This window comes from Streptomyces sp. NBC_00122 (genome assembly GCF_045160845.1).
In the GTDB taxonomy this organism is placed as follows: Bacteria; Actinomycetota; Actinomycetes; order Streptomycetales; family Streptomycetaceae; genus Streptomyces.
On sequence record NZ_CP108191.1, the window covers coordinates 4567668 to 4592147 of the forward strand.

Below are 24480 nucleotides of genomic sequence, written 5' to 3' on the forward strand. Positions count from 1 at the left end.
GCGGCCGTCGGGACGGCCGTCCGCACTGGACTTGTGAGGACCCACGTGAGCTCGAAACCTGTCGTACTCATCGCCGAAGAGCTGTCGCCTGCCACCGTCGAGGCGCTCGGCCCGGACTTCGAGATCCGGCACTGCAACGGCGCCGACCGCGCCGAGCTGCTCCCCGCGATCGTCGACGCCGACGCGATCCTCGTGCGCTCCGCGACCAAGGTCGACGCCGAGGCCATCGCCGCCGCCAAGAAGCTGCGGGTCGTCGCCCGCGCCGGCGTCGGGCTGGACAACGTCGACGTCTCCGCCGCCACCAAGGCCGGCGTGATGGTCGTCAACGCTCCGACCTCGAACATCGTGACGGCGGCCGAGCTCGCCTGCGGCCTGCTCGTCGCCACCGCCCGCAACATCCCGCAGGCCAACACCGCCCTGAAGAACGGTGAGTGGAAGCGGAACAAGTACACGGGTGTCGAGCTCAGCGAGAAGACCCTCGGCGTCGTCGGCCTCGGCCGCATCGGCGTCCTGGTCGCCCAGCGCATGTCGGCCTTCGGTATGAAGGTCGTCGCGTACGACCCGTACGTACAGCCCGCGCGCGCCGCCCAGATGGGCGTCAAGATGCTGACGCTGGACGAGCTCCTGGAGGTCGCCGACTTCATCACCGTGCACCTGCCCAAGACCCCCGAGACCATCGGTCTCATCGGGGACGAGGCCCTGCACAAGGTGAAGCCGTCCGTCCGCATCGTCAACGCCGCCCGCGGCGGGATCGTGGACGAGGCCGCGCTGTACTCGGCCATCAAGGAAGGCCGCGTCGCCGGCGCGGGCCTCGACGTGTACGCGAAGGAGCCCTGCACGGACTCCCCGCTCTTCGAGCTCGACCAGGTCGTCTGCACCCCGCACCTCGGCGCGTCCACGGACGAGGCCCAGGAGAAGGCCGGCGTCTCGGTCGCCAAGTCGGTGCGCCTCGCCCTCGCCGGTGAGCTCGTTCCGGACGCGGTCAACGTCCAGGGCGGCGTCATCGCCGAGGACGTACGCCCGGGCCTGCCGCTCGCCGAGAAGCTCGGCCGCATCTTCACCGCCCTCGCCGGCGAGGTCGCGGTCCGCCTCGACGTCGAGGTCTGCGGCGAGATCACCCAGCACGACGTCAAGGTGCTCGAACTCTCCGCGCTCAAGGGTGTCTTCGAGGACGTCGTCGACGAGACGGTCTCCTACGTCAACGCGCCGCTGTTCGCGCAGGAGCGCGGTGTCGAGGTCCGCCTGACCACCAGCTCCGAGTCCCCGGACCACCGCAACGTGGTGACCGTCCGCGGCACCCTTGCCGACGGCCAGGAGGTCTCGGTCTCCGGCACGCTCGCGGGCCCGAAGCACCTTCAGAAGATCGTCGGCGTCGGCGAGTACGACGTGGACCTGGCGCTCGCCGACCACATGGTCGTACTGCGCTACACCGACCGCCCGGGCGTGGTCGGCAAGGTCGGCCAGCTGCTCGGCGAGGCCGGGCTGAACATCGCGGGCATGCAGGTCGCCCGCGCCGAGGAGCACGGCGAGGCGCTCGCCGTCCTCACGGTCGACGCCAAGGTCCCGGTCGGCGTCCTCGCGGACATCGCCACCGAGATCGGCGCCGTCTCGGCGCGCACGGTCAGCCTCGGCTGACCGGCAGGACACAGGGGAAGGGCCCGGGGGTGACCCCCGGGCCCTTTCACGTTCCACAGCCCACCCCGCACCGGCCGGGATCAGTTGTACGTCGGCACCTGCACGTTGTCCCCGGGAGCCGGGGCCTGCTCCGCCGCGGGCGGGGCAGCGGCTTCGGCACCCCGCATCAGGGCCGCGGCGAGCACGGCCGCCGCGAGCAGCAGTGCCGTACCGCCCCAGGCCGCGTACTGCATTCCGTGGACGAAGGCCTCGCGGGCCAGGGCGAGGACCTGCTCGCCGGCCGCCCCGCCGAGCTGGTGGGCGGTGGCCACGGCCCCGCCCAGGGTCTCCCGTACCGCAGGCTCGGAGTCCGCCAGGTCACTGCGGTAGACCGCGGTGCCCAGGCTGCCGAGGACCGCCATGCCGAGGGCGCCGCCGAACTCCTGGCCCGTCTCCAGCAGGGAGGCGGCCGAACCGGCCTTCTCGGCGGGAGCCGAGGCGAGCGCCATGTCCGAGACCAGCGACATGACGGTGACGATGCCCGAGGCCAGTACGCCGGCGCCGGTCAGGAGCAGCCACAGGGAGTCGGTGTCGACCAGGCTGACCAGGGCGAACCCGGCGGCGGCGAGGACGAATCCGCCGGCGATGACGTAGGCCCGCTCCATCTTCTGGGCCAGGGCGGCGGAGACGGGGGCCGCGGCGCCGATGACGACCGAGGGGGCGAGGCTCCACAGGGCCGCCTCCAGGGTGCCCATGCCGAGCACGGACTGCAGGTACTGGGTGGTGAAGTAGGCCGAACCCATCATGGCGAACGCGGCGATCGTGTTGAGGCCGACGCCCGCACCGAAACCGGGGCCCTGGAACAGCGCCCGGCTGACCATGGCGTCGTCACGGGTGCGCTGACGGCGGACGAAGACGCAGCCGAAGACCAGGCCGGCCAGGAGGCAGCCGAGGTAGAGCGGCTCGAAGCCCTCGGCGGCGATCTCCTTGAGCCCGTAGACGACCGGGAGCACGGCGGCCATGGACAGCGGGACGCTCAGCAGGTCGAAGCGGCCGGGGGCCGGGTCCTTGAACTCCGGGACCAGCACCGGGACCAGGACCAGCAGGAGCAGCATCGCGGGCACGTTGATGAGGAAGACGGAGCCCCAGTAGAAGTGGTTCAGCATCACACCGCTCAGCACCGAGCCCAGTGCGATGCCGCCGGTCATGACCCCGGACCAGATGGCGATGGCCTTGCCGCGCTGCTTGTCGTCCTGGAAGAGGTTCCGTACGAGGGCCAGCGTGGAGGGCATCAGGGTCGCGCCGCCGATGCCGAGCAGGACGCGGCAGGCGATGAGCATCTCGGCGCTCGTGGCGTACGCGGCGCCGACCGAGGCGAGGCCGAAGGCGGCCGCGCCGATCAGCAGCAGCTTGCGGCGGCCGATCCGGTCACCGAGCGAGCCCATCGTGATGAGCAGGCCGGAGAGGGCGAAGGCGTAGCTGTCGAAGATCCAGAGCTGCTGGGTGGCGCTCGGGTCCAGCTGCTCGGTGATGGCGGGGATGGCGAAGTAGAGGACGGAGACGTCCATCGAGACCAGGAGCAGCGGCAGCACGAGGACGGTGAAGGCGGTCCATTCGCGGCGGCCGGCGAGGCGCGGTGTGGCTGCGGGGTTCGTCATGAGAAGCAATGTACAGACGTCATAAACGTTTGTCTATGACGGATGTATAGAACGTTCGTCTGGAACTTTCGTCTATGACACCTGTCTTGCTACGGTGACGCCATGGGACATCGTGAGGATCTGCTTGAAGGCGCCAAGAAATGCCTGGTCGAGAAGGGTTTCGTGCGCACCACGGCGCGCGACATCGTGAAGGCCTCGGGCGCGAACCTGGCCTCCATCGGCTACCACTACGGCTCGAAGGACGCCTTGCTCACCGAGGCGTTCATCTCCTTGATGCAGGAGCTGGGCGCGGGCTTCCAGGACGGCGTGCAAGGCGAGGGCGGCTCGCTGGAACGCTTCCGCTCGGTCTGGGAGGGCTTCCTCGCCCAGCGCGAGCAAGCCGGCCCGGTCTGGGCGGCCAGCCTGGAGGTCGCGCTCTCCCGCGACCGGCTGCCGGACCTGAACGCGATGATCGCGGCCTCGCAGGGCGAGGGGCGCCGCGGCCTGATCGCGATGATGACCGGCGCCCCGGAGGAGGGGATCACCGAACGGGAGGAGCGGACGCTCGGCGCCTTCTACGTGGCGCTGCTCAATGGCCTGATGATCCAGTGGCTGTTCGACCCCAAGACGGCGGCGAGCGCGGAGGAGCTCACCGAGGGCATGCGGGCGGCGTCCGAGGCGCTGACGCGTTCCCCGGCGGAGCCGGCCGGGGAACGGGAGTGACGGGCGAACCCCTGCCTCAACCTCGCGGACGGGGCGCTGATCGGGTCCGTACGGTCCTCAACCCCGGCAGGCTCGCCGTCGCCGCAGGGCAGCCGGCGTGACGAGCGGACCACCGGCGCGGCACAGGCGCCGGTGGTCCGGTGGTCCGGTGGTGCGGCGGTCCGTCAGACGGTGACGACGACCTTCGCGCGGGCGTGCTCCACCTCCAGGTACCGGATGGCCTCGGCAGCCTCGCGGAGCGGGTAGGTCCGGTCGACGACCGGGGCGAGGTCGCCGCGCTCGACGAGTTCCCGCAGCGCCGCCAGGTTCTGGCTGCTCGGCGTCGCCGTGAGGACGAGCAGCCGCTGGCCGACGAAACGGGACAGTGCCCGCCCCTTGATGATGAGGCCCATCGGCCCGAGCAGGCTGCCGCCTTCGGACACGCCGCCACCGGACAGGACGAGCGTCCCCGACGGGGCCAGCGCCCGCCGGCACTCGGCCAGCGAGCGGTTGCCCACCAGGTCGAACACCACGTCGTAACGGGGTCCGTTCCGGGTGAAGTCGTCGTGGGTGTAGTCGACGACGTGGTCCGCGCCGAGCGACCGGACCAGATCCACGTTCTTCGTACTGCACACCCCGGTCACCTCCGCGCCGAACGCCTTGGCGATCTGGACGGCGAAGGTCCCCACCCCACCTGACGCACCGTTGACCAGGACCTTGTGCCCCGGCCGCACCCGCGCCAGATCGCGCAGGCCCATGAGGGCGGTGTTGCCCGCCAGCGGCACCGCGGCCGCCTGTTCGAACGTCAGGTTGTCCGGCTTCGGCTCCACCACGTCCTGGGAGGCGCACACGTACTCGGCGAACGCCCCGTCGGCCTCGCCGAACACCTCGTCACCGGGGCGCAGCCGCGTGACGTCCTTGCCCACCGCCTCCACCCGGCCCGCGAAGTCCGTGCCCCGGATCCGCTCCTTCGGCGCGCGCAGCCCGAACACCAGCCTGGCCAGGTACGGATCGCCCCGCATGAGGTGCCAGTCGCGCGCGTTGACCGCGGCCGCGTGGACCCGTACCAGCACCTCGTGGCCGGCGACGACCGGCTTGTCGACCTCCCTGAGTTCCAGCACGTCGGGGGAGCCGTACCGGTCTTGGACGATCGCCTTCATCAGACCTCCGTTCGGCTGACCGGGAGGCCAACGCTCTTCGCGACGGTAGGCGACTGATGCCGGTGCGGACATCGGGGACAGTCCCTAGGTGGGGCCCGGATCCGAAGGCCGCGCGCTCAGGCCAGGCGGGCGGCCTTCAGGGCCATGTGGAGCAGCAGCCGGTCCTCGCCCTCGTCGAGGTCGAGGCCGGTGAGCTGCTCCACCCGGGAGATGCGGTAGTAGAGAGTCTGGCGGTGGATGCCCAGGACCGCCGCCGCGCGGCCCGCCTGCCCCGCACAGTCGAGGAACACCTCGGCCGTACGGGCGAGTTCGCGGTGGGCCGGGTTCAGCAGGGCGCGCGTCGCCGGGTCGTCCACCGGGCCGGCGGCCACGGCGGCCAGCAGCCGGTACGGGCCGATCGCCGACCACTGGGCGACGGGGCCGAACCGCGGCTGCGCGGCGGCCGCCCGGGCCGCCGCGACGGCCTGCTCCCAGGCGTCGGGCAGCGCCGCGAGGGTGCGGACGGGATCGGCGACCCCGGCGGTCACGGTCCTCGGAACCCCCGAGCCGTCCGGCTGCTGCCCCGTCGAGCGCGGCAGCAGCCGGGCCACCGCCGTCAGGGCCGGAGCCAACGCGTCCGTGGAGCGCAGCCGGAGCAGGATCGCCAGCGCCAGGCCGCCTCCGCCCCCGCCGCCACCCGTGCCCGCGGCCCCGCCCGCTTCACCGCCGCCGCGCCGCGGTACGACGCACAGCGCCGCCGCGCCAGGCACCGACGGCGGAGCCTCCCCGGACCACGGCGCCACGCACACCGCAGCGTGCAGCCCGTCCCCGCCCGGGCCGAGGGCGAGCCGCAGCGCGGCCACCGCCATGTCCTGCTGCCAGCCCCGCCCGGCGGTGAGCACGGCCTGGAACTCCCGCGACAGGTCCGCCCCCGCCTTCGCCTCCTCGGCGAGCAGGACGCCGATCCGCTGGGCCACCTCCATGGCCGCGGCCAGCTCCGCCGGCCCCGGGCCCGGCTCCTGGTCGAGGAGCCACACGTAGCCCTGCACGATGCCGCGGAAGCGCACCGGCAGGCAGATCCGCCCCCGGAACACCCCGGCCTCGGGCGCCGCCGGGATGTGGACCGGCCCGGTGGCGCGGGCGATGCCGAAGCCCTCGAACCAGGAGCGGACGGCCGCGGTCGACTGGCGGGTCAGGATCGAGCGGGTCCGTACCGGGTCCATCGCCTGATCGTCGTCGCTGTCGTGGGCGCCGAAGGCGATGAGCCGGAAGTCCCGGTTCTCCAGGGTCGCCGGGGCGCCGAGCAGCGCGGAGATCTCGTCCACCAGGTCCTGGTAATCGCCCTTCACCCCAGCATTCTCCCACCCTCGCGGAGGCTCTTCAGACAGATGTATGAGATCGGGGCCACGGATGCGTGACAGCTGTCGATGGCAGAGGATCAAACCGATCCTTAGGTTTCACGGTGGTTTTACTTGAGCTTTTCTTCTGCCACCCGCTGGAGGTGCCCCGTGCTGGGTCCCGTGATCCTCGCCGCTTCGCGCAGCGACAAGATGCGCCGTATCGTCTCTGCCGCCCCGGTGACCAAGCCCGTGGTGAACCGGTTCATCCCCGGTGAGACGGTCGACCAGGTCATCCCGATCGTCGAGGACCTCACGCGGAAGGGCCTGGAGGTCACCCTCGACGTCGTGGGCGAGGACATCACCGAGGTCGCGCAGTCGCACGCCGCCCGCGACGCCTACCTCCAGCTGATCGAGCGCCTCGCGGAGCTGGGCCTCGGCGAGACCGCCGAGATGTCGGTCAAGCTGTCGATGTTCGGCCAGGCGCTGGAGGGCGGCCACGAGCTCGCCCTCGCCAACGTCCGCCCGGTCGTCGAGGCCGCCGCCGCCATCGGCACCACCGTGACGCTCGACGCCGAGGACCACACCACCCTCGACTCGATGTTCGCCATCCACGAGGAGCTGCGCCGGGACTTCCCGCAGACCGGCTGCGTGATCCAGGCCTACCTCTTCCGCACCGAGGCCGACGCCCGCCGCCTTGCTGCCGCCGGCAGCCGCGTCCGGATCGTGAAGGGCGCCTACAAGGAGCCCGCCGAGGTCGCGTACCAGGACAAGGGCGAGATCGACAAGGCGTACGTCCGGATCATGAAGATCCTGATGGAGGGCGAGGGCTACCCGATGATCGGGTCCCACGATCCGCGGCTTATCGCCATCGGCCAGGAGCTGGCCCGCCAGGCCGGGCGCAAACTGGACGAGTACGAGTTCCAGATGCTGTACGGCATCCGCAGCGAAGAGCACCTGCGGCTGGCCGCCGAGGGCCACCGGATGCGGGTCTACACCGCGTACGGGACCGACTGGTACGGCTACTTCATGCGCCGCCTCGCGGAGAAGCCGGCCAACCTGCTGTTCTTCCTCCGCTCGATGATCACCAAGAACTAGCCAAGAACTAGGTCAAGGAGTTACCAGCCCCATGGATGCTGTGACCCAGGTCCCCGCTCCGGTCAACGAGCCGGTCCACTCGTACGCCCCCGGCACCCCGGAGCGCGCGCGGCTCGAAGTGCAGCTCAAGCAGCTGTCCGAGAACCCGATCGACCTCCCGATGACGATCAACGGCGTCAAGCGGATGGGCGGCGGCGAGCGTTTCGACGTGGTCCAGCCGCACGACCACAAGTCGGTGCTCGGCACCTACGCCAACGCCACCCAGGCCGACGCGCAGGAGGCCGTCGACGCCGCCCTCGCCGCCGCCCCGGCCTGGCGCTCGATGTCCTTCGACGACCGCGCCGCGATCATCCTGCGCGCCGCCGAGCTGCTGTCCGGCCCGTGGCGCGAGAAGCTCGCCGCCTCCACCATGCTGGGCCAGTCGAAGACCGCGCAGCAGGCCGAGATCGACACCCCGTGCGAGCTCGTCGACTTCTGGCGCTTCAACGTCCACTTCGCCCGCCAGATCCTGGCCGAGCAGCCGGTCGCGAACTCCGCCGGCGTGTGGAACCGCAGCGACCACCGCCCGCTCGAAGGCTTCGTCTACGCGATCACGCCGTTCAACTTCACGGCCATCGCGGGCAACCTGCCGACCGCCCCCGCCCTCATGGGCAACGTGGTCCTGTGGAAGCCGTCCCCGACGCAGACCCACTCCGCGGTCCTCCTGATGGAGCTCCTGGAGGAGGCCGGCCTGCCGAAGGGCGTCATCAACCTGGTGACCGGCGACGGCATCGCGGTGTCGGAGGTGGCCCTGAACCACCCCGAGCTGGCCGGCATCCACTTCACCGGCTCGACCAAGACCTTCCAGTACCTGTGGAAGACGGTCGGCAACAACATCGAGAAGTACAAGTCCTACCCGCGCCTGGTCGGCGAGACCGGCGGCAAGGACTTCGTCGTCGCGCACCCGTCCGCGGACCGCGCCGTCCTGAAGACCGCCCTGACCCGCGGCTCCTTCGAGTTCCAGGGCCAGAAGTGCTCGGCGTCCTCGCGCGCCTACGTCCCGGCCTCGATCTGGAACGACGGCTTCAAGGAGGCCTTCGCGGCCGAGGTCGACGGCATCACCATGGGCCCGGTCACCGACCTGACCAACTTCATCGGCGCCGTCATCGACGACCGGTCCTTCGCGAAGAACAAGGCCGCGATCGACCGCGCCAAGGCCGACCCGACCTGCGAGATCGTCGCCGGCGGCACGTACGACGACTCGGAGGGCTACTTCGTCCGCCCGACCGTCATCGCGTGCACCGACCCCGAGAACGAGGTCTTCACGACCGAGTACTTCGGCCCGATCCTCGCCGTGCACGTCTACGAGGACGCCGAGTTCGACGCGATGCTCGCGCAGATGGAGTCCGTCTCGGCGTACGCCCTGACCGGCTCGATCATCGCCGCCGACCGGTACGCGGCCGCGGACGCGATGGAGAAGCTCCGCTTCGCGGCGGGCAACTTCTACATCAACGACAAGTCCACCGGCGCCGTCGTCGGCCAGCAGCCCTTCGGCGGCGGCCGCGCCTCGGGTACGAACGACAAGGCGGGCGCCGCGACCAACCTGCAGCGCTGGACCTCGACCCGCTCCATCAAGGAGACCCTGGTCGCGCCGACCGAGTACGGCTACCCCCACATGGGCTGACCGGCCCCCGCTGAACCCCGCCCCCGTTCCGGTACCCCCAAGTCCGGAGCGGGGGCGGTTCCAGTTGCCCCGCTAGGGGATCAGCACCACCTTGCCGAGGTTGCGCCGCTCCTCGGTAATGCGGTGCGCGCGGGAGGCCTCGGCGAGCGGGATCTCCTCGTGCACCGCCGGCCGCAGCGCGCCGCTGCCGTACGCCTCCCACAGCCCGCGCCGCCAGCCCTCGTACTCCTCCGGGCTGCCCTGAGCGACGGCCCGGATCTGGAAGCCGATCACCGACGCGCCGCGCACCAGCAGTTCGTACGCCTCCACGGTCCCGCCGCCGGAGCCGTACGCGACCAGCCGGCCGCCCGTGGCCAGAGCGCGCACGGCGGGGCCGAGCAGCTCGCCGCCGACGCCGTCGAGGACCACGTCGTACGGGTCGCCCCAGGCGGCCTCCTCGTACAGCACGACCTCGTCGGCGCCGAGCCCACGCACGAAATCGGCCTTGTCCCGGCTGGAGACGGCGGCGACCACGCGGCCCGCCCCCGCGGCCCGGGCGAGCTGCACGGCCAGGCTGCCGACCCCGCTCGCAGCGGCCGTGACCAGCACCGACTCGCCCGGCCGGATCCGCCCGGCCCCGACGGCGCCGCGGGCGACGAGCCCGCTGCGCACCAGCGCGACCGCCTCCACCGAGGTGGCTCCGCCGGGCACGCGGGAGGCCATGGCGGTGTGCAGGACGGCGTACTCGGCGTAGCCCTGGCCGAAGCACAGCCCGGTGACGCGCTCCCCGACGGCGAAGCCCGTCACTCCTTCGCCGAGCGCGGCGACCGTCCCGGCGATCTCCCCGCCCAGCGCGATCGGCTCGGCGGCCTCCCGCACCTTGCGCACGACGGGCAGCGTGACCCCGACGGCCTCGCTTTGCAGGAGCAGCTCACCGGGGCCGGGCGCGGGGACGGGCACGTCCTCGGCGAACAGCACCTCGGGCCCGCCCGGGACCTCGTAGCGGATGCGCAGCATCACGACCTCCCTGTTTTCGATCTTGGTCGAGTCTCACCGTAGAGGTCAGACCTCGACGATGACCTGGTCCAGGGACTTGCGGACCAGGTCCGGGACCTCGCAGTCGTCCGCCGGGTAGCCGACCGGGACGACCGCGAAGGCCTTCTCGTTCTCCGGGCGGTCCAGGACGTGGGAGAGGAAGCGCATCGGGCTCGGCGTGTGGACCAGGGCCGCCAGGCCGGACAGGTGGAGCGCGGACAGGAGCATGCCGACCGCGATGCCGACCGACTCGTCGACGTAGTAGTGCTTGCGCTTCGTGCCGTCCGGGCCGAGCCAGTAGCGCTGCTGGAAGACCACGATCAGGGCCGGGGCATCCGTGAGGTGGGTCTTCACGGCGTCCGTGCCGAGGGGGCGCAGGGCCGCGAGCCACTCGTCGCCGAGGCGGCCGTCGTAGGAGAGCGCCTCCTCCTGCTCGGCGGCGGCGCGGATCTGCTGCCGCACCGCCGGGTCCTTGACGAGGATGAACGTCCAGGGCTGCTGGTGCGCCCCTGAGGGGGCGGTCGCGGCGCACGCGATGGCGTCCCGGACCACCTGCTCGGGCACGGGGTCGGGGGAGAAGTGGCGCACGGTCCGCCGTTCGTCCATCCGGGCACGCAACTCGGCGGCGCGGGCCAGGGATTCCCGGCTCGGCATCCGCGCGGGCCGGTAGGCGGCGGGGCGGTACGGCTCGCCGTGGGTGGGCGTCCACTGCTGGGTATCGGGCGACATGGGGCGAGTGTGCCGGGAGGCTCCCGGGGACGGCCAGGAACGTACAGGCCGATTGGTGGCGGGGGGACACTGGTTCCATGACCGATACACGGACACGCCTCGCACACACCTCGCAGCTGGACCCCGGGGCGCTGGAGGAGATCCGGGCCCTGCTCGACGGCGCGTTCGAGGGCGACTTCTCCGACGAGGACTTCGAGCACGGGCTCGGCGGGATGCACGCCCTGGTGCACGAGGGCGGGGAGCTCGTCGCGCACGGGAGCGTGGTGCAGCGGCGGGTCGTGCACGCGGGGCGGGCCCTGCGGACCGGATACGCGGAGGGCGTGGCCGTACGGGCCGACCGGCGCCGGCGCGGGATCGGGAGCGCCGTCATGGCCGGGCTGGAGGCGGTCATCGGGCGGGCCTACGTGCTCGGCGCGCTGTCGGCGTCGCAGGACGGGGCCGGGCTGTACCGCGGCCGCGGCTGGCAGGTGTGGGGCGGGCAGATCGGAGTCCTCGGGCCACGGGGGCCCGAGCGGCTCCCCGAGGAGGAGGGCAGCACCTACCTGTGGGTGCCGCCCGGCGGGGTCCTTCCGGACCCCGCCGGGCGACTGGACTTCGACTGGCGCAACGGGGATGTGCTGTAGCCCCCGTCAGCCGGAGATGCTGGCCGCGCCCGACTCGATGTGGCCCGTGTAGCGGCGCGACCAGGTGCCGTCGAAGTCGGCCAGGACCGTGAAGTCGTACCAGCCGTTGCTGTAGGCCACGGCGTTGAAGTAGTCCTCGCGCGAGGAGTTCGCCGGGACCGTGTAGGTCCACGGGCCGTCCGTGCGGTAGGCGTTCGAGCGGATCGTGAAGGTGACGGGCGCGGCCGACGTGTTCGTCATCTTGAAGTAGACGGCGGTCTTGCCCGTGCCCGGCTCCACCGCGAAACGGGCCGCCACCTCGATCGCCTTGCCCGCCTTCGACGCGTCGCCGATGAAGCGGCGCAGGAAGCGGTTCGGCCCGTGCATCGAGATGTCGTACTTGCCCGAGCCGTAGCCGAGGCCGATGTTGAAGTAGTCGCTGCCGGTGCCGCCCGCGTCCACCGTGTACTGCCAGGCCGCCGTGTCCCGGTGCTGGTGCGGGTGGATCGAGAAGTGCGCCGCCTGCTTCGCCTCCGCGCCCTGGTTCGTCATCGAGAACCAGGCCAGGATCTTGCCGGCCGCGCCGAACTCGAAGCGGTCCAGGTTGCCGTTGACCTGGTACGGCAGGGCGCGCGCCGGGCGGGTGCCGGACTCCTGCGCCGGGAGGGCGTTGTCCTGCGGCGCCGGGTTGGGCAGCGGGCCGCAGGTCGACTGGCCGATCACCTTGGCCGTGGACGGGAGGCCCGCGGGCACCCCGTAGACCGGGTGCGCGAAGTCGAAGACGCCGGTCAGGTCGCCGGTCACCTTGCGGCGCCACGCGCTGATGTTCGGACAGCTGGCGGGGGTGCCGAGGGCGGCCGTCCACGTCTCCATGAACCGCAGCACCGAGGTGTGGTCGAAGACCTCGGAGCTCACCCAGCCGCCGCGCGTCCACGGGGACATGACGATCATCGGTACCCGGAAGCCGAGGCCGATCGGGGTGCCGTCGATGTACTCGCCCGGCGTGCCGGGCGGGGCGACCGGCGGCGGCACGTGGTCGAAGAAGCCGTCGTTCTCGTCGTAGTTGAGGAAGAGGACGGTGGAGTCGAAGACCTCGGGGTTGGCGGCGAGTGCCCGGTAGACGAGGTCCACGAAGTGCGCGCCGTCGCCCGGCGGGGCGTACGGGTGCTCCGAGAAGGCCTCGCTCGCCACGACCCAGGAGACCTGGGGGAGGGTGCCCGCGACGACGTCCGCGCGGATGGCGGCCGCGATGTCGTCCGGGGTGGAGCCGGTGACCTTCGGGACCGAGCCCATGCCCCGGTCCCACAACGGGTTGCCGGGGGCCGCGTCCGTGAACTTCTTGAAGTAGGCCAGACCGTTGTCGCCGTAGTTGTCCTGGGCGTTCTGGTAGACCTTCCAGCTCATGCCGGCGCGCTGGAGGGCCTCCGCATACGTCTCCCAGGTCAGCCCGGACTCGTCGCCGCCGTCCTTGCTGGACGCGTCGACCTTGCCGCTCCACAGGAAGGTGCGGTTCGGGCCGGTGGCGCTGAGCGTGGAGCAGAAGTACGCGTCGCAGATCGTGTAGTTGTCGGCGAGCCCGTAGTGGAAGGGTATGTCCGCGCGGTCCAGGTAGCCGAGGGTGCGGGTGTTGCCGACCCCCAACACCCAGTTGTCCATCCGGCCCTTGTTCCAGGCCGCGTGCTGCGAGGTCCAGCTGTGCGGGAGGTCGCCGTTGCACTGGGCCAGGGTCTCGCCGTCGACCCCGCCCGCCGGCGGGGTCGCGGAGAGCTTCCACGGGTACTGGCGACCGCCCCAGTTGGGCTGGTTGAACATGCCCCAGCCGCCGGGGATGTTGCCGGCGGCGCGGTCGCCGTACCCGCGGACACCCTTCAGCTTTCCGAAGTAGTGGTCGAAACTGCGGTTCTCCTGCATCAGGATCACCACGTGTTTCACATCGGTGATCGTGCCGGTCGCGGCGGCCGCGGCCGCCGTCGTCGGCGTGACCGCGGGCAGGGCCGCCCCCGCCACGAGCCCGGCGCCGATTCCCACGAACCCTCTGCGGCTGATCGGTGTCACTGGCCCCTCGCCTCCAACTCGCGTGCCCCGCTGGCACATTGACCGCAAGGGTGACGGGAGCGGCGCCAAAGGTCTACATCCGTGCGGTAAGAAGTCGGTGAACATCCGGGTGGCTGGAATCACCCGTCGATCCGGACGAGCATCTTGCCCAGATTGTCGCCCCGGAGCATGCCCAGGAAGGCATCCACAGTGTGGTCGAATCCCTGCACAACGGTGGTATCCGTACCGATCCGGCCGCTGCGCAGATGAGGGACGATGAAGTCCTCCAGCTCGTCCTGAAGATTGGTGTGATTGCGAACCAATACCCCTTCCAGACGCAGCGACTTGTGAACGACCTCGAAGAGGTTGCGGGGCGCGGCGGGGGACCGGTCGCCGTTGTACATCGAGATGGCCCCCACCCAGGCGATCCGCCCGTACTCGCGCAGCACGTCGATCGCGCCCTCCAGGTGGTCGCCGCCCACGTTGTCCACGTAGACGTCGACGCCTCCTGCGGACACCGCCGCGGCCGCCTCCGCGAGCTGCTCGCCGACCGGGCCGTCGTGGTAGTCGAAGGCGGCGTCGAAGCCGAGGTCCTCCGTCAGGTGGCGGACCTTGGCCGCCGACCCCGCGCTGCCGATGATCCGGCGGGCGCCGAGCAGCCGGGCGATGTGGCCGGTCGCCACGCCCACCCCGCCCGCGGCGGCGGACACGAACAGGTCCTCGCCCTCCCGCAGCGCCGCGGTCCGGGTCAGGGCGGCGTACGCGGTGAGGCCGGTGCCGCCGAGGATGGAGAGGTAGGCCTCCAGCGGGACGCCCTGGTGGCCGCGCAGCTTGCGCGTTCCGGCCACCCCGAGGGTGACGAGGGAGTGCGTGCGCCAGCCCTCGCGGTGGAAGACGAGGTCGCCCTCCGCCAGTCCCGGGTCGCGCGAGGCGACCACGCGGCCCACCGAGCGGCCTTCCAGCGGGGTGCCGAGCTCGAAGCCTCCCTCGCCGCCGTCCATCAGCCCGCGGTGGTACGGGTCCACCGAGAGCAGCAGGTTCTCCACCAGGGCGGTGCCGGGCCCCGGCTCCGGGACCGGGTACGCGACGTAGGTGAAGTCGGTGGCGGCGGGGAAGCCGGCGGGGCGGGCGATCTGGTGCACGGCGTGAGCGGTGTTCGTGGTCATGGCCCAGACGCTAGGAAGGAATCACCGGGCCGGGCAGGGGGTTGCGCTCATGGAAGCCGCACAGCCATGAATGTCGCTCATAGAACGAGGTGGGGGCCCCGGTGTCCGAACTCCTCCCGCAGGAACTGCGGATCCTGGTCGCCGTCGCCGAGTCCGGTGGCTTCTCCGCCGCGGCCGCCGCGCTCGGCCTCACCCAGTCGGCCGTCTCGCACTCCGTGCGCGGCAGCGAGGCGAAGATCGGCACGGTCCTCTTCGAGCGCGGCCGGACCGGGGCCGCGCCCACGCCGGCGGGGGAGCGGGCCGTCGGCCACGCGCGCAGGATCCTTCGGCTGTACGAGGTCATGGGCGCGGAGGCGCGCGGCGCGGGCCGGGGAGCGCCGCACCGGGACACGGTCGAGGGTGTGCTCCGGATCGCCGCGTTCCGCAGCGCGGCCCTGCACCTGCTGCCGCCCGCCCTGGACCGGCTCACCGCCCGGCACCCCGGCATCCGCCCCGAGGTCCGGGTGGTCCGCGAGATCGGCGCCGGCGCGGCCGGGGAGGTGGCGGCCGGCCGCGCCGACCTGGGTATCGCCACCCTGGGCGTGGCGCAGGGCATGCCTCCCGGCCTGCTGAGCGGAGTCCTCGTGGAGGAGGCGTACTCGCTGGTGCATCCGGCCGGGCATCCCGATCCGAAGGCGCTGCCGCTCATGGACTGGGACGAGAACTGCGGCTCCTACACGCGCACCTGGTGGCTGGCGCAGGACTGGATCCCGCGGGCGACCGTGAAGGCGGAGGACGACGCGATGGTGCTGACCATGGTCGGCCGCGGGCTCGGCATGGCGATCATGCCCGAGCTGTCCCTCCGCGAGGCGACCGAGGCCGTCGACATCACTGGACTGGGTCCCCGGGGGCCGGTGAGACGCGTGGGATACGTCACCACACCGGAATCCGCTTCATCGCTCGCCGTAAGGGCTCTGATCAGGGAACTTCGTTCCGAGAGCAGCTGAAAACGGATCCATGCGGGCTGCCTCCCGGGCGGTTCCGCGTCTCAGATAGTAGGAAGTCCGAGTAATTGCGGAGACATACAGCGGGACCTGCCCTAGCTTTGGAGAAGCCGAACGTCTCGCCGATCAGGCGAATGGCGGTCGAGAGCGCGCGCCCCGGGCAGGCAACCCCTGCCGCGCACCGCTCCCCGCCTCTTCCGGCGCCTTGAAGGAACCCCTCATCCGTGGCTTCGCCACGCCGTGATCTCAAGGAGTCGATCCACATGACCCCCACCACCGCTGCCGTCCGCCGCGTCCGCCACTCCTCCACCGCCGACGCCGACCGCAAGAACGCCGCCGCAGCCCTCCAGAGGGCTCTCGACCGCCGTGACAACGGCGGCTCGACCGGCCGCTGACCACCGTCCGCCCCGGACATGTTGCGTCCCCGTTGGTCCGAATGCTGGACGCAATATGTCTGAGGGCTGGGACACGGAGTACGGTTTCGCCATGTCGACCAGCATCAATCTCGCAGTGATCCCCGGTGATGGCATCGGCCAGGAAGTCGTGGCTCAGGGACTCAAGATCCTTACCGCGGTCCTGCCCCAGGATGTGAAGCTGGAGACCAAGCAATACGACCTCGGTGCCCAGCGCTGGCACCGCACCGGTGAGACCCTCCCGGACGCGGAGCTCGAAGCGCTGAAGCACCACGACGCGATCCTGCTGGGCGCCATCGGCGACCCGTCGGTCCCGTCGGGCGTCCTGGAGCGCGGGCTGTTGCTCAAGCTCCGCTTCGCCTTCGACCACTTCATCAACCTGCGCCCGTCGAAGCTCTTCCCCAACACGGCCACCCCGCTGGCCGGCCGTCCGGAGATCGACTTCGTCGTGGTCCGCGAGGGCACCGAAGGCCCGTACACAGGCAACGGCGGCTCGCTGCGCACCGGCACCCCGGCCGAGGTGGCCACCGAGGTCAGCCTCAACACCGCGTACGGCGTGGAGCGCGTGGTCCGTGACGCCTACGAGCGGGCCAACGCCCGGCCCCGCAAGAAGCTGACGCTGGTCCACAAGAACAACGTCCTCGTGTACGCCGGTCACCTGTGGAAGAACATCTTCGACAAGGTCGGCCAGGAGTACCCCGGGGTCAGCACCGACTACCTGCACGTCGACGCCGCGACGATCTTCTTCGTCACCCAGCCCGAGCGCTTCGACGTCATCGTCACGGACAACCTCTTCGGTGACATCCTCACCGACCTGGCCGCCGCCGTGACCGGCGGAATCGGCCTGGCCGCCTCCGGGAACATCAACCCGACCGGCGCCTTCCCGTCCATGTTCGAGCCCGTCCACGGCTCGGCCCCGGACATCGCCGGCACCGGCAAGGCCGACCCGACCGCGACGATCCTCTCGGTCGCCCTCCTGCTGCGCCACCTCGGCTACGAGGCCGAGGCCGGCCGCATCGAGGACGCGGTCTCCGCCGACCTCGCGGAGCGGGACGGCACCTTCCGCTCCACCGACGCCATCGGCGACGCCCTCGCCGCGCGCGTAGCCGGCTGACCCGGCAGCGCACCTCAGGAAGCCGTCGGGTCGGATAGGGGACCCGGCGGCTTTCCCTGTGCGGCCCCGGGTGCCACCATCTCCCCTGGGCCGCAACCCCCCGCTTCTCCGAAGACCCCGTGCGCGCGATAATCGAACGCGAGGCCGCGGAATGCGGGGAAGCTCGGACGTCCTAGTACGCCGTGAGCGCGGTCCGCCATACACAACTGGTGAAGGACAAGCACTCATGACGACGCCCACGATCGAGCTCAAGCCCTCCTCGAACCCGCTGTCCGACGCGGAGCGCGAGGCGATCCTGGCCAGCCCCGGCTTCGGCCGCCACTTCACCGACCACATGGTGACGATCAAGTGGACCGAGGGTCGCGGCTGGCACGATGCCGAGCTGGTCCCGTACGCGCCCCTGGCGATCGACCCGGCGAACATGACGCTGCACTACGCGCAGACGATCTTCGAGGGTCTCAAGGCCTACCGCCAGCCCGACGGCACCGTCGCCACCTTCCGGCCCGAGGCGAACGCCGAGCGCTTCCAGGCCTCCGCCCGCCGCATGGCGATGCCGGAGCTGCCGGTGGACCTGTTCATCGACGCCTGCGACGCGCTCGTCACGCAGGACCGCGCCTGGGTCCCGGACTCCGGCGAAGCCTCCCTGTACCTGCGGCCGTTCATGTTCGCCTCCGAGGTCGGCCTGGGCGTCCGCCCGGCCAACGAGTTCCTCTTCATCGTCATCGCCTCGCCCGCCGGCGCGTACTTCCCCGGTGGCGTCAAGCCCGTCTCCGTCTGGCTCTCCGAGGAGTACGTCCGCGCCGTCAAGGGCGGCACCGGCGCCGCCAAGACCGGCGGCAACTACGCGGCCTCCCTCGTCGCCCAGGCCCAGGCCGCCTCGCACGGCTGCGACCAGGTGGTCTGGCTCGACGCCGTCGAGCACCGCTGGATCGAGGAGATGGGCGGGATGAACCTGTACTTCGTGTACGGCGACCGCATCGTCACCCCGGAGCTCACCGGCTCGCTGCTGCCCGGCATCACCCGCGACTCCCTCCTCACCATCGCCCGCGACCTCGGCTACACCGCCGAGGAGGGCCGCCTGACCACCGAGGACTGGGAGCGCGACAACGCGAACGGCACCCTCACCGAGGTGTTCGCCTGTGGCACCGCCGCCGTCATCACCCCGGTCGGCTCCGTCAAGTCCGAGCGCGCCAACTGGACCCAGGGTGACGGCCAGCCGGGCCAGGTCACCATGCGCCTGCGCAAGGCCCTGCTGGAACTCCAGACCGGCCACGCGGCCGACTCCCACGGCTGGATGCACCCGCTGGGCTGACCGAGCCCGCGCCCCGTACGCACGAAGGCCCGCGCCCCCGGAGAGGGGGGCGCGGGCCTTCGTGCGTACGGGGCGGCTCAGGCGGCCGCGGCCGCGGGCTCCGGCTCCTCGGCGGGGACCGCCGCCGGCGCGGTGCGGGCGGTCAGGGCCGTGTAGACCAGCCCGCCGGTCAGGCCGGAGAGGACGAATGAGCAGTCCACGCCGCCGGTCAGGGCGAGCAGCGGGCCCTCGTAGAAGGGGGTGGTCACGGCGAGCAGGCCGACACCCGCGCCGATGGCCCAGGAAGCGGTGGCGGCCACGTTCCAGCCGCCGCGGTACCAGTAGGCCCCGCCGACCGAGCGGCGGTTGAAGACCTGCAGGGCGTCGGCGTCGTACTGCCCGCGGCAGCGCACGTAGCCGATCAGGGTGATCACGGCCCACGGGGTGCCGATCGCGGTCAGCAGCAGGACGAAGGAGGTCATCGCCGACTGCACGTCCCACTCGAAGGAGCCGACGAACACGAAGGCGGTGGCGACGGCCGCGGCGATCACGGTGGCCGCGGTGCGGGTGGCCCTGGGGACGATCGCGTCGAGGTCGAGGCCCATGGAGTAGAGCATCAGGCCGGCGTTGCCCACCGAGCCGGCCGCGGCGGCCGCGAGCAGCGGCACCAGGTACCAGAACGGGGCGGCGTCGACGAGCGGCCCGGCGTACTCGGCGCCGGCCTTGGCGGCGAGCGCGGTGTAGGTGCCGAAGAGCTGCGGAATCAGCAGACCGGCCAGCAGGCCGAGGCCGGTGGCCCAGAACACCTTGCGCGAGCTGTGCCTGCGCGGGGAGATGTAGCGCGTGTAGTCACCCAGGAGGGTGATGAAGGCGACGGGGCCGCTGAGCCCGGCGGCGACGGCGGCGAGCAGCCAGGTCGGCCAGAAGGAGCCGAGCAGGTACGGGGTGTCCGGCGGCGCGGCGGTGGTGAAGTCCGGCGCGTAGGCGAAGAGGCCGACACCCAGCAGGACCACCATGCCGATGGACAGGATCTTGCTCATGCGCAGCAGCAGCCGGTAGCCGAAGACGGCCCCGACGACGGTGCACGCGGCGAGTGCTCCGTACATCACGGCCCGCCATACGCCGGTGTCCGGCAGCCCGGTGAGCCGGGACAGGACCCCGACCATCACGTCGCCGCCGATCCACAGGGTTAGCGCGGTGTAGCCGAGGGAGAGCAGCAGGCCGACCACCGAGCCGACGAGGCGGCCGCGGACGCCGAACTGCGCGCCGCTGGAGGTGGAGAGGTTGGTGGCGGTCCGCAGGGAGACCAGCGCCAGCGGCGCGGTGACGGCGATGCCGACGATCGTGCCGGTCACGATGGCGGTGACCGAGGGCCACAGGCCCAGTCCGAAGGACGGGGGAAGCCAGCCGAACACGATCACGCCGAGGCAGAGGTTGGAGCCGAGCAGGATCGAGATCAGGTCACGAGGACCGCTCGTCCGCTCCTCCTCGGGGATGGTGTCGACTCCGCGCTGTTCGATGGGCATAAGGGGACTCCCTTGGCAGGGCGGGGGGGTGGGTTGCGCAATCTTTGAGCGACACTCAATGTGGCCTAAGCCCTGGTGCCAGGTCAATGATTCCTTGTGAACGAAAGAAGAGTTAGAGTGATGCTCTAACCCATCGACTCAAGAGGTGGTGGATCGGCGTGCGGCTGACCCCTACGGAGCGCGACCGGCTGCTGCTCCGCAGCGCTGCGGAACTGGCCAGGGCCCGACGGGCCCGGGGCCTGAAGCTCAACGTCCCGGAGGCCACCGCTTTGATCGCGGACACGGTCTGCGAGGCCGCGCGCGACGGCAAGCGGCTCGCGGAGGCCATCGAGGAGGCCCGCGGCGTGCTGGGCCCCGACGACGTCCTGCCCGGCGTGGCCGACGTGGTCACCGAGGTGCACGTGGAGGCCGTCTTCGACGACGGCTCCCGGCTCGCGGTGGTCTCGTCCCCCGTACGGGGCGCCGTACCGCTCGGCCACGACGCCCCCGGAGCGGTGGTCCCCGGGCCGGGCGTCCCCCAGCCGGAGCCGGTGTTGCACCTGCGTGTGCGCAACACCGCCGCCGTACCGGTGAGCGTCACCTCCCACTTCCACTTCTTCGAGGCCAACCCGCGCCTCGACTTCGACCGCGCCGCCGCCTACGGCATGCGGCTGTGCGTCCCGGCCGGCTCGTCCGTACGGTTCGACCCGCACGGCGAGGGCGAGGTCGGTCTGGTGCCGATCGGCGGCGACCGGATCGCCATCGGCTTCGCCGGCCTGGTGGACGGGCCGCTGGACGCGCCCGGCGCGAAGGACGAGGCCCTGCGCCGGGCCGCCGCCTGCGGCTACGTCGGCGTACGTGACACCACCGGTAGCGAAGGAGCACAGGCGTGAGCCGCCAGACCCCCCACAGCGATCACTGCGCGCCCGGCAGCCGGCACATCGACCCGCACGAGTACGCCTCCGTCTTCGGCCCCCGCGCGGGCGACCGGGTGCGGCTCGGCGACTCGGGGCTCACCGTGCGGGTGGAGTCCGACGCCCAGAAGCCCGGCGACGAGTTCCTGGCCGGCTTCGGCAAGACCGCCCGCGACGGCCTGCACCTGAAGGCCGCCGCCGTCCGCGAGACCTGCGACGTCGTCATCAGCAACGTGCTGGTCATCGACGCCGTCCTCGGCATCCGCAAGGTCTCCGTCGGCATTCGCGAGGGCCGCATCCACGCGATCGGCCGGGCCGGCAACCCGGACACCCTCGACGGGGTCGACGTCATCGTCGGCACGGGCACGAGCATCGTCTCCGGCGAGGGCCTGATCGCCACCGCCGGCGCCGTCGACACCCACGTGCACCTGCTCTCCCCGCGCGTCATGGAGGCCTCGCTCGCCGCGGGCGTCACCACGATCATCGGCCAGGAGTTCGGCCCGGTCTGGGGCGTCGGCGTCAACTCCCCCTGGGCCCTGCGCCACGCGTTCAACGCCTTCGACGCCTGGCCCGTCAACATCGGCTTCCTCGCCCGCGGTTCGTCCTCGGACGCGGCCCCGCTGGTCGAGGCCCTGGCCGAGGGCGGCGCGTCCGGCTTCAAGGTCCACGAGGACATGGGCGCGCACACCCGGGCCCTGGACACCGCCCTGCGGGTGGCCGAGGAGCACGACGTGCAGGTCGCCCTGCACAGCGACGGCCTCAACGAATGCCTCTCCGTCGAGGACACCCTGCGGGTGCTGGACGGCCGCACCATCCACGCCTTCCACATCGAGGGCTGCGGCGGCGGCCACGTCCCGAACGTCCTGAAGATGGCGGGCGTGCCGAACGTCATCGGCTCCTCCACCAACCCCACCCTGCCCTTCGGCCGGGACGCGGTCGCCGAGCACTACGGCATGATCGTCTCCGTCCACGACCTCAAGCCGGACCTTCCCGGCGACGCCGCCATGGCCCGCGACCGGATCCGCGCGGGCACCATGGGCGCGGAGGACGTGCTGCACGACCTGGGCGCGATCGGCATCACCTCCTCCGACGCCCAGGGCATGGGCCGCGCCGGCGAGACCATCCGCCGCACCTTCGCCATGGCCGCCAAGATGAAGGGCGAGCTGGGTCCGCTGGCCGGCGACGGCGAGGGCGACGACAATGCCCGCGTCCTGCGCTACATGGCCAAGCTGACCATCAACCCGGCCATCGCCCACGGCCTGGCCCATGAGATCGGCTCCATCGAGGTCGGCAAGCTCGCCGACATCGTCCTGTGGCGCCCGCAGTTCTTCGGCGCCAAGCCGCAGCTGGTCCTCAAGTCCGGCTTCCCGGCGTACGGGGTCACCGGCGACCCCAACGCCGCCACCGACACCTGTGAACCGCTGGTCCTCGGACCGCAGTTCGGCTCGTACGGGGCCGCCGCGGCCGACATCTCCGTCGCCTTCGTCTCCGCCGCGGCGGCCGCGCTCGGCTCCGACGAGATGCCGACCCGCCGACGCCGGGTGGCCGTCCGCGGCACCCGGGGCATCGGTCCGAAGGACCTGCTCCTCAACTCCCGGGTGGGCGCGGTCGATGTGGACGCGCGCAGCGGCCTGGTCTCCCTCGACGGGGAACCGCTGCGCTCCGAAGCCGCCGAGTCGGTCTCCCTCAACCGCCTGTACTTCCTGTAAGACAGCAGAGCCCCTAAGGACCCCCTGCCATGACCAAGCCCGCCGACCACGGATTCCGGATGCCCGCCGAGTGGATGCCCCACGAGCGCACCTGGATGGCCTGGCCCAGCCCCAACCCCACCTTCACCAACGAGCAGGAGCTCGCCGAGGCCCGCGAGGCCTGGAGCGCCGTGGCCCGCGCGGTCCGCTCGTACGAGCCCGTGACCCTGGTCGTCTCGCCCGGTGACGCCGAGAGCGCCCGCGGACACGTCGGCGACGACGTGCAGATCGTCGAGCGCGAGCTCGACGACGCCTGGATGCGCGACATCGGCCCGACCTTCGTCACCAACGACGCCGGTGAGCTGGCCGCGGTTGACTGGACCTTCAACGGCTGGGGCGCCCAGGAGTGGGCCCGCTGGGACCACGACTCGAAGATCGCCCGGGCCGTCTCCGACCTGGCCGGCACCCGTACCTACAGCACCGCACTCGTCAACGAGGGCGGCGCGATCCACGTCGACGGCGAGGGCACCGTGCTCCTCACCGACACCGTGCACCTCGGCGAGGGCCGCAACCCCGGCTGGACCCGCCAGCAGGTGGAGGCCGAGATCCACGCCCACCTGGGCACCGCGAAGGCGATCTGGCTCCCGTACGGCCTGGCCGGCGACTACGGCACCTACGGCACCCAGGGCCACGTGGACATCGTCGCCGCCTTCGCCCGCCCCGGCGTGGTCATGGTGCACACGCAGCCCGACCCGGCCCACCCGGACCACGAGCGCTGCAAGACCATCGCCGCCATCCTGCGGGCGTCCACCGACGCCCGGGGCCGGCAGCTGGAGGTCGTGGAGGTCCCGGCGCCGACCGTGCTGGAGGAGGGCGGGGAGTGGGTGGACTACTCGTACATCAACCACTACCTGTGCAACGGCGGTGTCGTGCTGTGCTCCTTCGACGACCCGCGCGACGAGGAGGCCGCCGAGATCTTCCGCGGACTGTTCCCCGAGCGGACCGTGACACTCGTTGACGCACGTACGATTTTCGCCGGGGGTGGCGGAATCCACTGCATCACCCAGCAGCAGCCGAAGGTCTGACCGACAAGACCGGCGGCGGACGGACGGACGAGGAGTGGGCCCATGGTGGCGGGTGGAGTACCGGTACGGGCGGCGCGCAAGAACGCGCCCCCGCGCGAGGACGTACTCGTCGCCGCCATGGCCACGATCGCCGAGCGGGGCCTGGAAGGCCTGACCATGGCAGGTCTGGGCCGTGAGGTCGGCATGAGCAGCGGCCACCTCCTCTACTACTTCCGCAGCAAGGACGAGCTCCTGCTGCAGACCTTGGAGTGGAGCGAGGCGGAACTGGGCACCGAGCGGCGGGCCCTGCTGTCCCGACGCGGCCCGGTGGCCGAGCGGCTGCGGGCGTACGTCGACCTGTACGTGCCCACGCAGGCCCGCGACCCGCACTGGACGCTGTGGCTGGAGGTCTGGAACCGCTCCCAGAACGCCGGCCCGCAGGAGCGCGACCGCCAGGCGGCCATCGAGGGCGCCTGGCACCGCGACCTGGTGGCGCTGCTCGCGGAGGGCATCTCGCGCGGTGAGTTCCGCCCGGTGGACCCCGACCGGGTGGCGGCCCGCATCCGGGCCCTGCTGGACGGGTTCAGCATCCAACTGGCGGTCGGTCTGCCGACGGTGAACCGCGAGGAGATCCTGGACCACGTCCGGGAGTTCCTCGACGAGACCCTCACCCCCCGGCCGTAGCCCCGGCGATGGCGCCGTACGCGGCCGGGGGACCGGCACCATCCGGCGGGCGGGCGGGCCGTGCCCGCATGCTGAGATCCGTGTCCACG

Annotated in this window: 21 protein-coding genes; 13 read left to right on the top strand and 8 right to left on the bottom strand. The window is 71.7% G+C overall.

What is annotated here, in order from left to right:
* Positions 1–45: 45 nt before the first annotated feature.
* A complete protein-coding gene (gene serA / locus OG737_RS21790) occupies positions 46–1635 on the top strand; it encodes a phosphoglycerate dehydrogenase (RefSeq protein WP_328927811.1) in 1590 nt (529 codons plus the stop codon).
* Positions 1636–1715: 80 nt separating this feature from the next.
* Here serA and OG737_RS21795 read toward each other — a convergent pair whose 3' ends face one another.
* Entirely contained in the window at positions 1716–3272 is a 1557-nt protein-coding gene (locus tag OG737_RS21795) for an MFS transporter (RefSeq protein WP_328927812.1), read from the bottom strand.
* A gap of 102 nt (positions 3273–3374) precedes the next feature.
* On the opposite strand from OG737_RS21795, the gene OG737_RS21800 reads away from it, so the two are divergent.
* On the top strand, positions 3375–3974 hold the full coding sequence (locus tag OG737_RS21800; protein ID WP_328927813.1) for a TetR/AcrR family transcriptional regulator: 600 nt from the start codon (positions 3375–3377) through the stop codon (positions 3972–3974).
* Positions 3975–4138: 164 nt separating this feature from the next.
* Here the strand turns inward: OG737_RS21800 and OG737_RS21805 are convergent, their stop codons facing one another.
* Together OG737_RS21805 and OG737_RS21810 are read right to left on the bottom strand one after the other, a co-directional pair.
* Positions 4139–5113, bottom strand: coding sequence for an NAD(P)-dependent alcohol dehydrogenase (locus tag OG737_RS21805; protein WP_328927814.1), 975 nt, complete (start codon positions 5111–5113; stop codon positions 4139–4141).
* Positions 5114–5229: 116 nt separating this feature from the next.
* On the bottom strand, positions 5230–6441 hold the full coding sequence (locus tag OG737_RS21810; protein WP_405921875.1) for a PucR family transcriptional regulator: 1212 nt from the start codon (positions 6439–6441) through the stop codon (positions 5230–5232).
* A gap of 159 nt (positions 6442–6600) precedes the next feature.
* On the opposite strand from OG737_RS21810, the gene OG737_RS21815 reads away from it, so the two are divergent.
* Both OG737_RS21815 and pruA read left to right on the top strand, forming a co-directional pair.
* Positions 6601–7527 carry a proline dehydrogenase family protein gene (locus OG737_RS21815; RefSeq protein WP_328927816.1) on the top strand — a complete coding sequence of 309 codons (927 nt, stop codon included), beginning with the start codon at positions 6601–6603 and terminating at the stop codon, positions 7525–7527.
* Between the two features lie 31 nt (positions 7528–7558).
* Positions 7559–9190, top strand: coding sequence for an L-glutamate gamma-semialdehyde dehydrogenase (gene pruA / locus OG737_RS21820; protein ID WP_328927817.1), 1632 nt, complete (start codon positions 7559–7561; stop codon positions 9188–9190).
* A 72-nt stretch (positions 9191–9262) separates the two neighbouring features.
* Here pruA and OG737_RS21825 read toward each other — a convergent pair whose 3' ends face one another.
* Complete coding sequence (locus OG737_RS21825; RefSeq protein ID WP_405921876.1) at positions 9263–10186, bottom strand: zinc-binding alcohol dehydrogenase family protein; 924 nt, start codon at positions 10184–10186, stop codon at positions 9263–9265.
* A gap of 45 nt (positions 10187–10231) precedes the next feature.
* Positions 10232–10933: a nitroreductase family protein gene (locus OG737_RS21830; RefSeq protein WP_405921877.1), complete on the bottom strand. Its 702-nt coding sequence runs from the start codon at positions 10931–10933 to the stop codon at positions 10232–10234.
* 77 nt (positions 10934–11010) lie between these two features.
* On the opposite strand from OG737_RS21830, the gene OG737_RS21835 reads away from it, so the two are divergent.
* Entirely contained in the window at positions 11011–11556 is a 546-nt protein-coding gene (locus tag OG737_RS21835; RefSeq protein WP_405921878.1) for a GNAT family N-acetyltransferase, read from the top strand.
* A gap of 6 nt (positions 11557–11562) precedes the next feature.
* Here the strand turns inward: OG737_RS21835 and OG737_RS21840 are convergent, their stop codons facing one another.
* Positions 11563–13590, bottom strand: a complete 2028-nt coding sequence (locus OG737_RS21840; RefSeq protein WP_405921879.1) for a phosphocholine-specific phospholipase C — start codon at positions 13588–13590, stop codon at positions 11563–11565.
* 119 nt (positions 13591–13709) lie between these two features.
* Entirely contained in the window at positions 13710–14735 is a 1026-nt protein-coding gene (locus tag OG737_RS21845; protein WP_405921880.1) for an NADP-dependent oxidoreductase, read from the bottom strand.
* Positions 14736–14836: 101 nt separating this feature from the next.
* Between OG737_RS21845 and OG737_RS21850 the strand changes: the two genes are divergently transcribed.
* The 4 genes from OG737_RS21850 to OG737_RS21865 all read left to right on the top strand — a co-directional run bounded on the left by OG737_RS21850 (position 14837) and on the right by OG737_RS21865 (position 18557).
* Complete coding sequence (locus tag OG737_RS21850) at positions 14837–15721, top strand: LysR family transcriptional regulator (protein WP_405921881.1); 885 nt, start codon at positions 14837–14839, stop codon at positions 15719–15721.
* Between the two features lie 260 nt (positions 15722–15981).
* On the top strand, positions 15982–16113 hold the full coding sequence (locus OG737_RS21855) for a hypothetical protein (protein ID WP_328927824.1): 132 nt from the start codon (positions 15982–15984) through the stop codon (positions 16111–16113).
* Between the two features lie 91 nt (positions 16114–16204).
* Positions 16205–17245 carry a 3-isopropylmalate dehydrogenase gene (locus OG737_RS21860; RefSeq protein WP_405921882.1) on the top strand — a complete coding sequence of 347 codons (1041 nt, stop codon included), beginning with the start codon at positions 16205–16207 and terminating at the stop codon, positions 17243–17245.
* Positions 17246–17471: 226 nt separating this feature from the next.
* On the top strand, positions 17472–18557 hold the full coding sequence (locus OG737_RS21865; RefSeq protein WP_328927826.1) for a branched-chain amino acid aminotransferase: 1086 nt from the start codon (positions 17472–17474) through the stop codon (positions 18555–18557).
* A gap of 77 nt (positions 18558–18634) precedes the next feature.
* Here OG737_RS21865 and OG737_RS21870 read toward each other — a convergent pair whose 3' ends face one another.
* Positions 18635–20062 carry a cytosine permease gene (locus OG737_RS21870; RefSeq protein WP_405678390.1) on the bottom strand — a complete coding sequence of 476 codons (1428 nt, stop codon included), beginning with the start codon at positions 20060–20062 and terminating at the stop codon, positions 18635–18637.
* A 158-nt stretch (positions 20063–20220) separates the two neighbouring features.
* On the opposite strand from OG737_RS21870, the gene ureA reads away from it, so the two are divergent.
* From ureA to OG737_RS21890, 4 genes are read left to right on the top strand one after another with little or no spacing between them, the layout of a single operon-like run.
* Entirely contained in the window at positions 20221–20934 is a 714-nt protein-coding gene (ureA, locus tag OG737_RS21875; RefSeq protein WP_328927828.1) for an urease subunit gamma, read from the top strand.
* Positions 20935–20981: 47 nt separating this feature from the next.
* Positions 20982–22664 carry an urease subunit alpha gene (locus tag OG737_RS21880; RefSeq protein WP_328930437.1) on the top strand — a complete coding sequence of 561 codons (1683 nt, stop codon included), beginning with the start codon at positions 20982–20984 and terminating at the stop codon, positions 22662–22664.
* Positions 22665–22693: 29 nt separating this feature from the next.
* A complete protein-coding gene (locus OG737_RS21885) occupies positions 22694–23728 on the top strand; it encodes an agmatine/peptidylarginine deiminase (protein WP_405921883.1) in 1035 nt (344 codons plus the stop codon).
* Between the two features lie 42 nt (positions 23729–23770).
* Positions 23771–24391: a TetR/AcrR family transcriptional regulator gene (locus tag OG737_RS21890; protein ID WP_328927830.1), complete on the top strand. Its 621-nt coding sequence runs from the start codon at positions 23771–23773 to the stop codon at positions 24389–24391.
* The last annotated feature ends 89 nt before the right edge of the window (positions 24392–24480 follow it).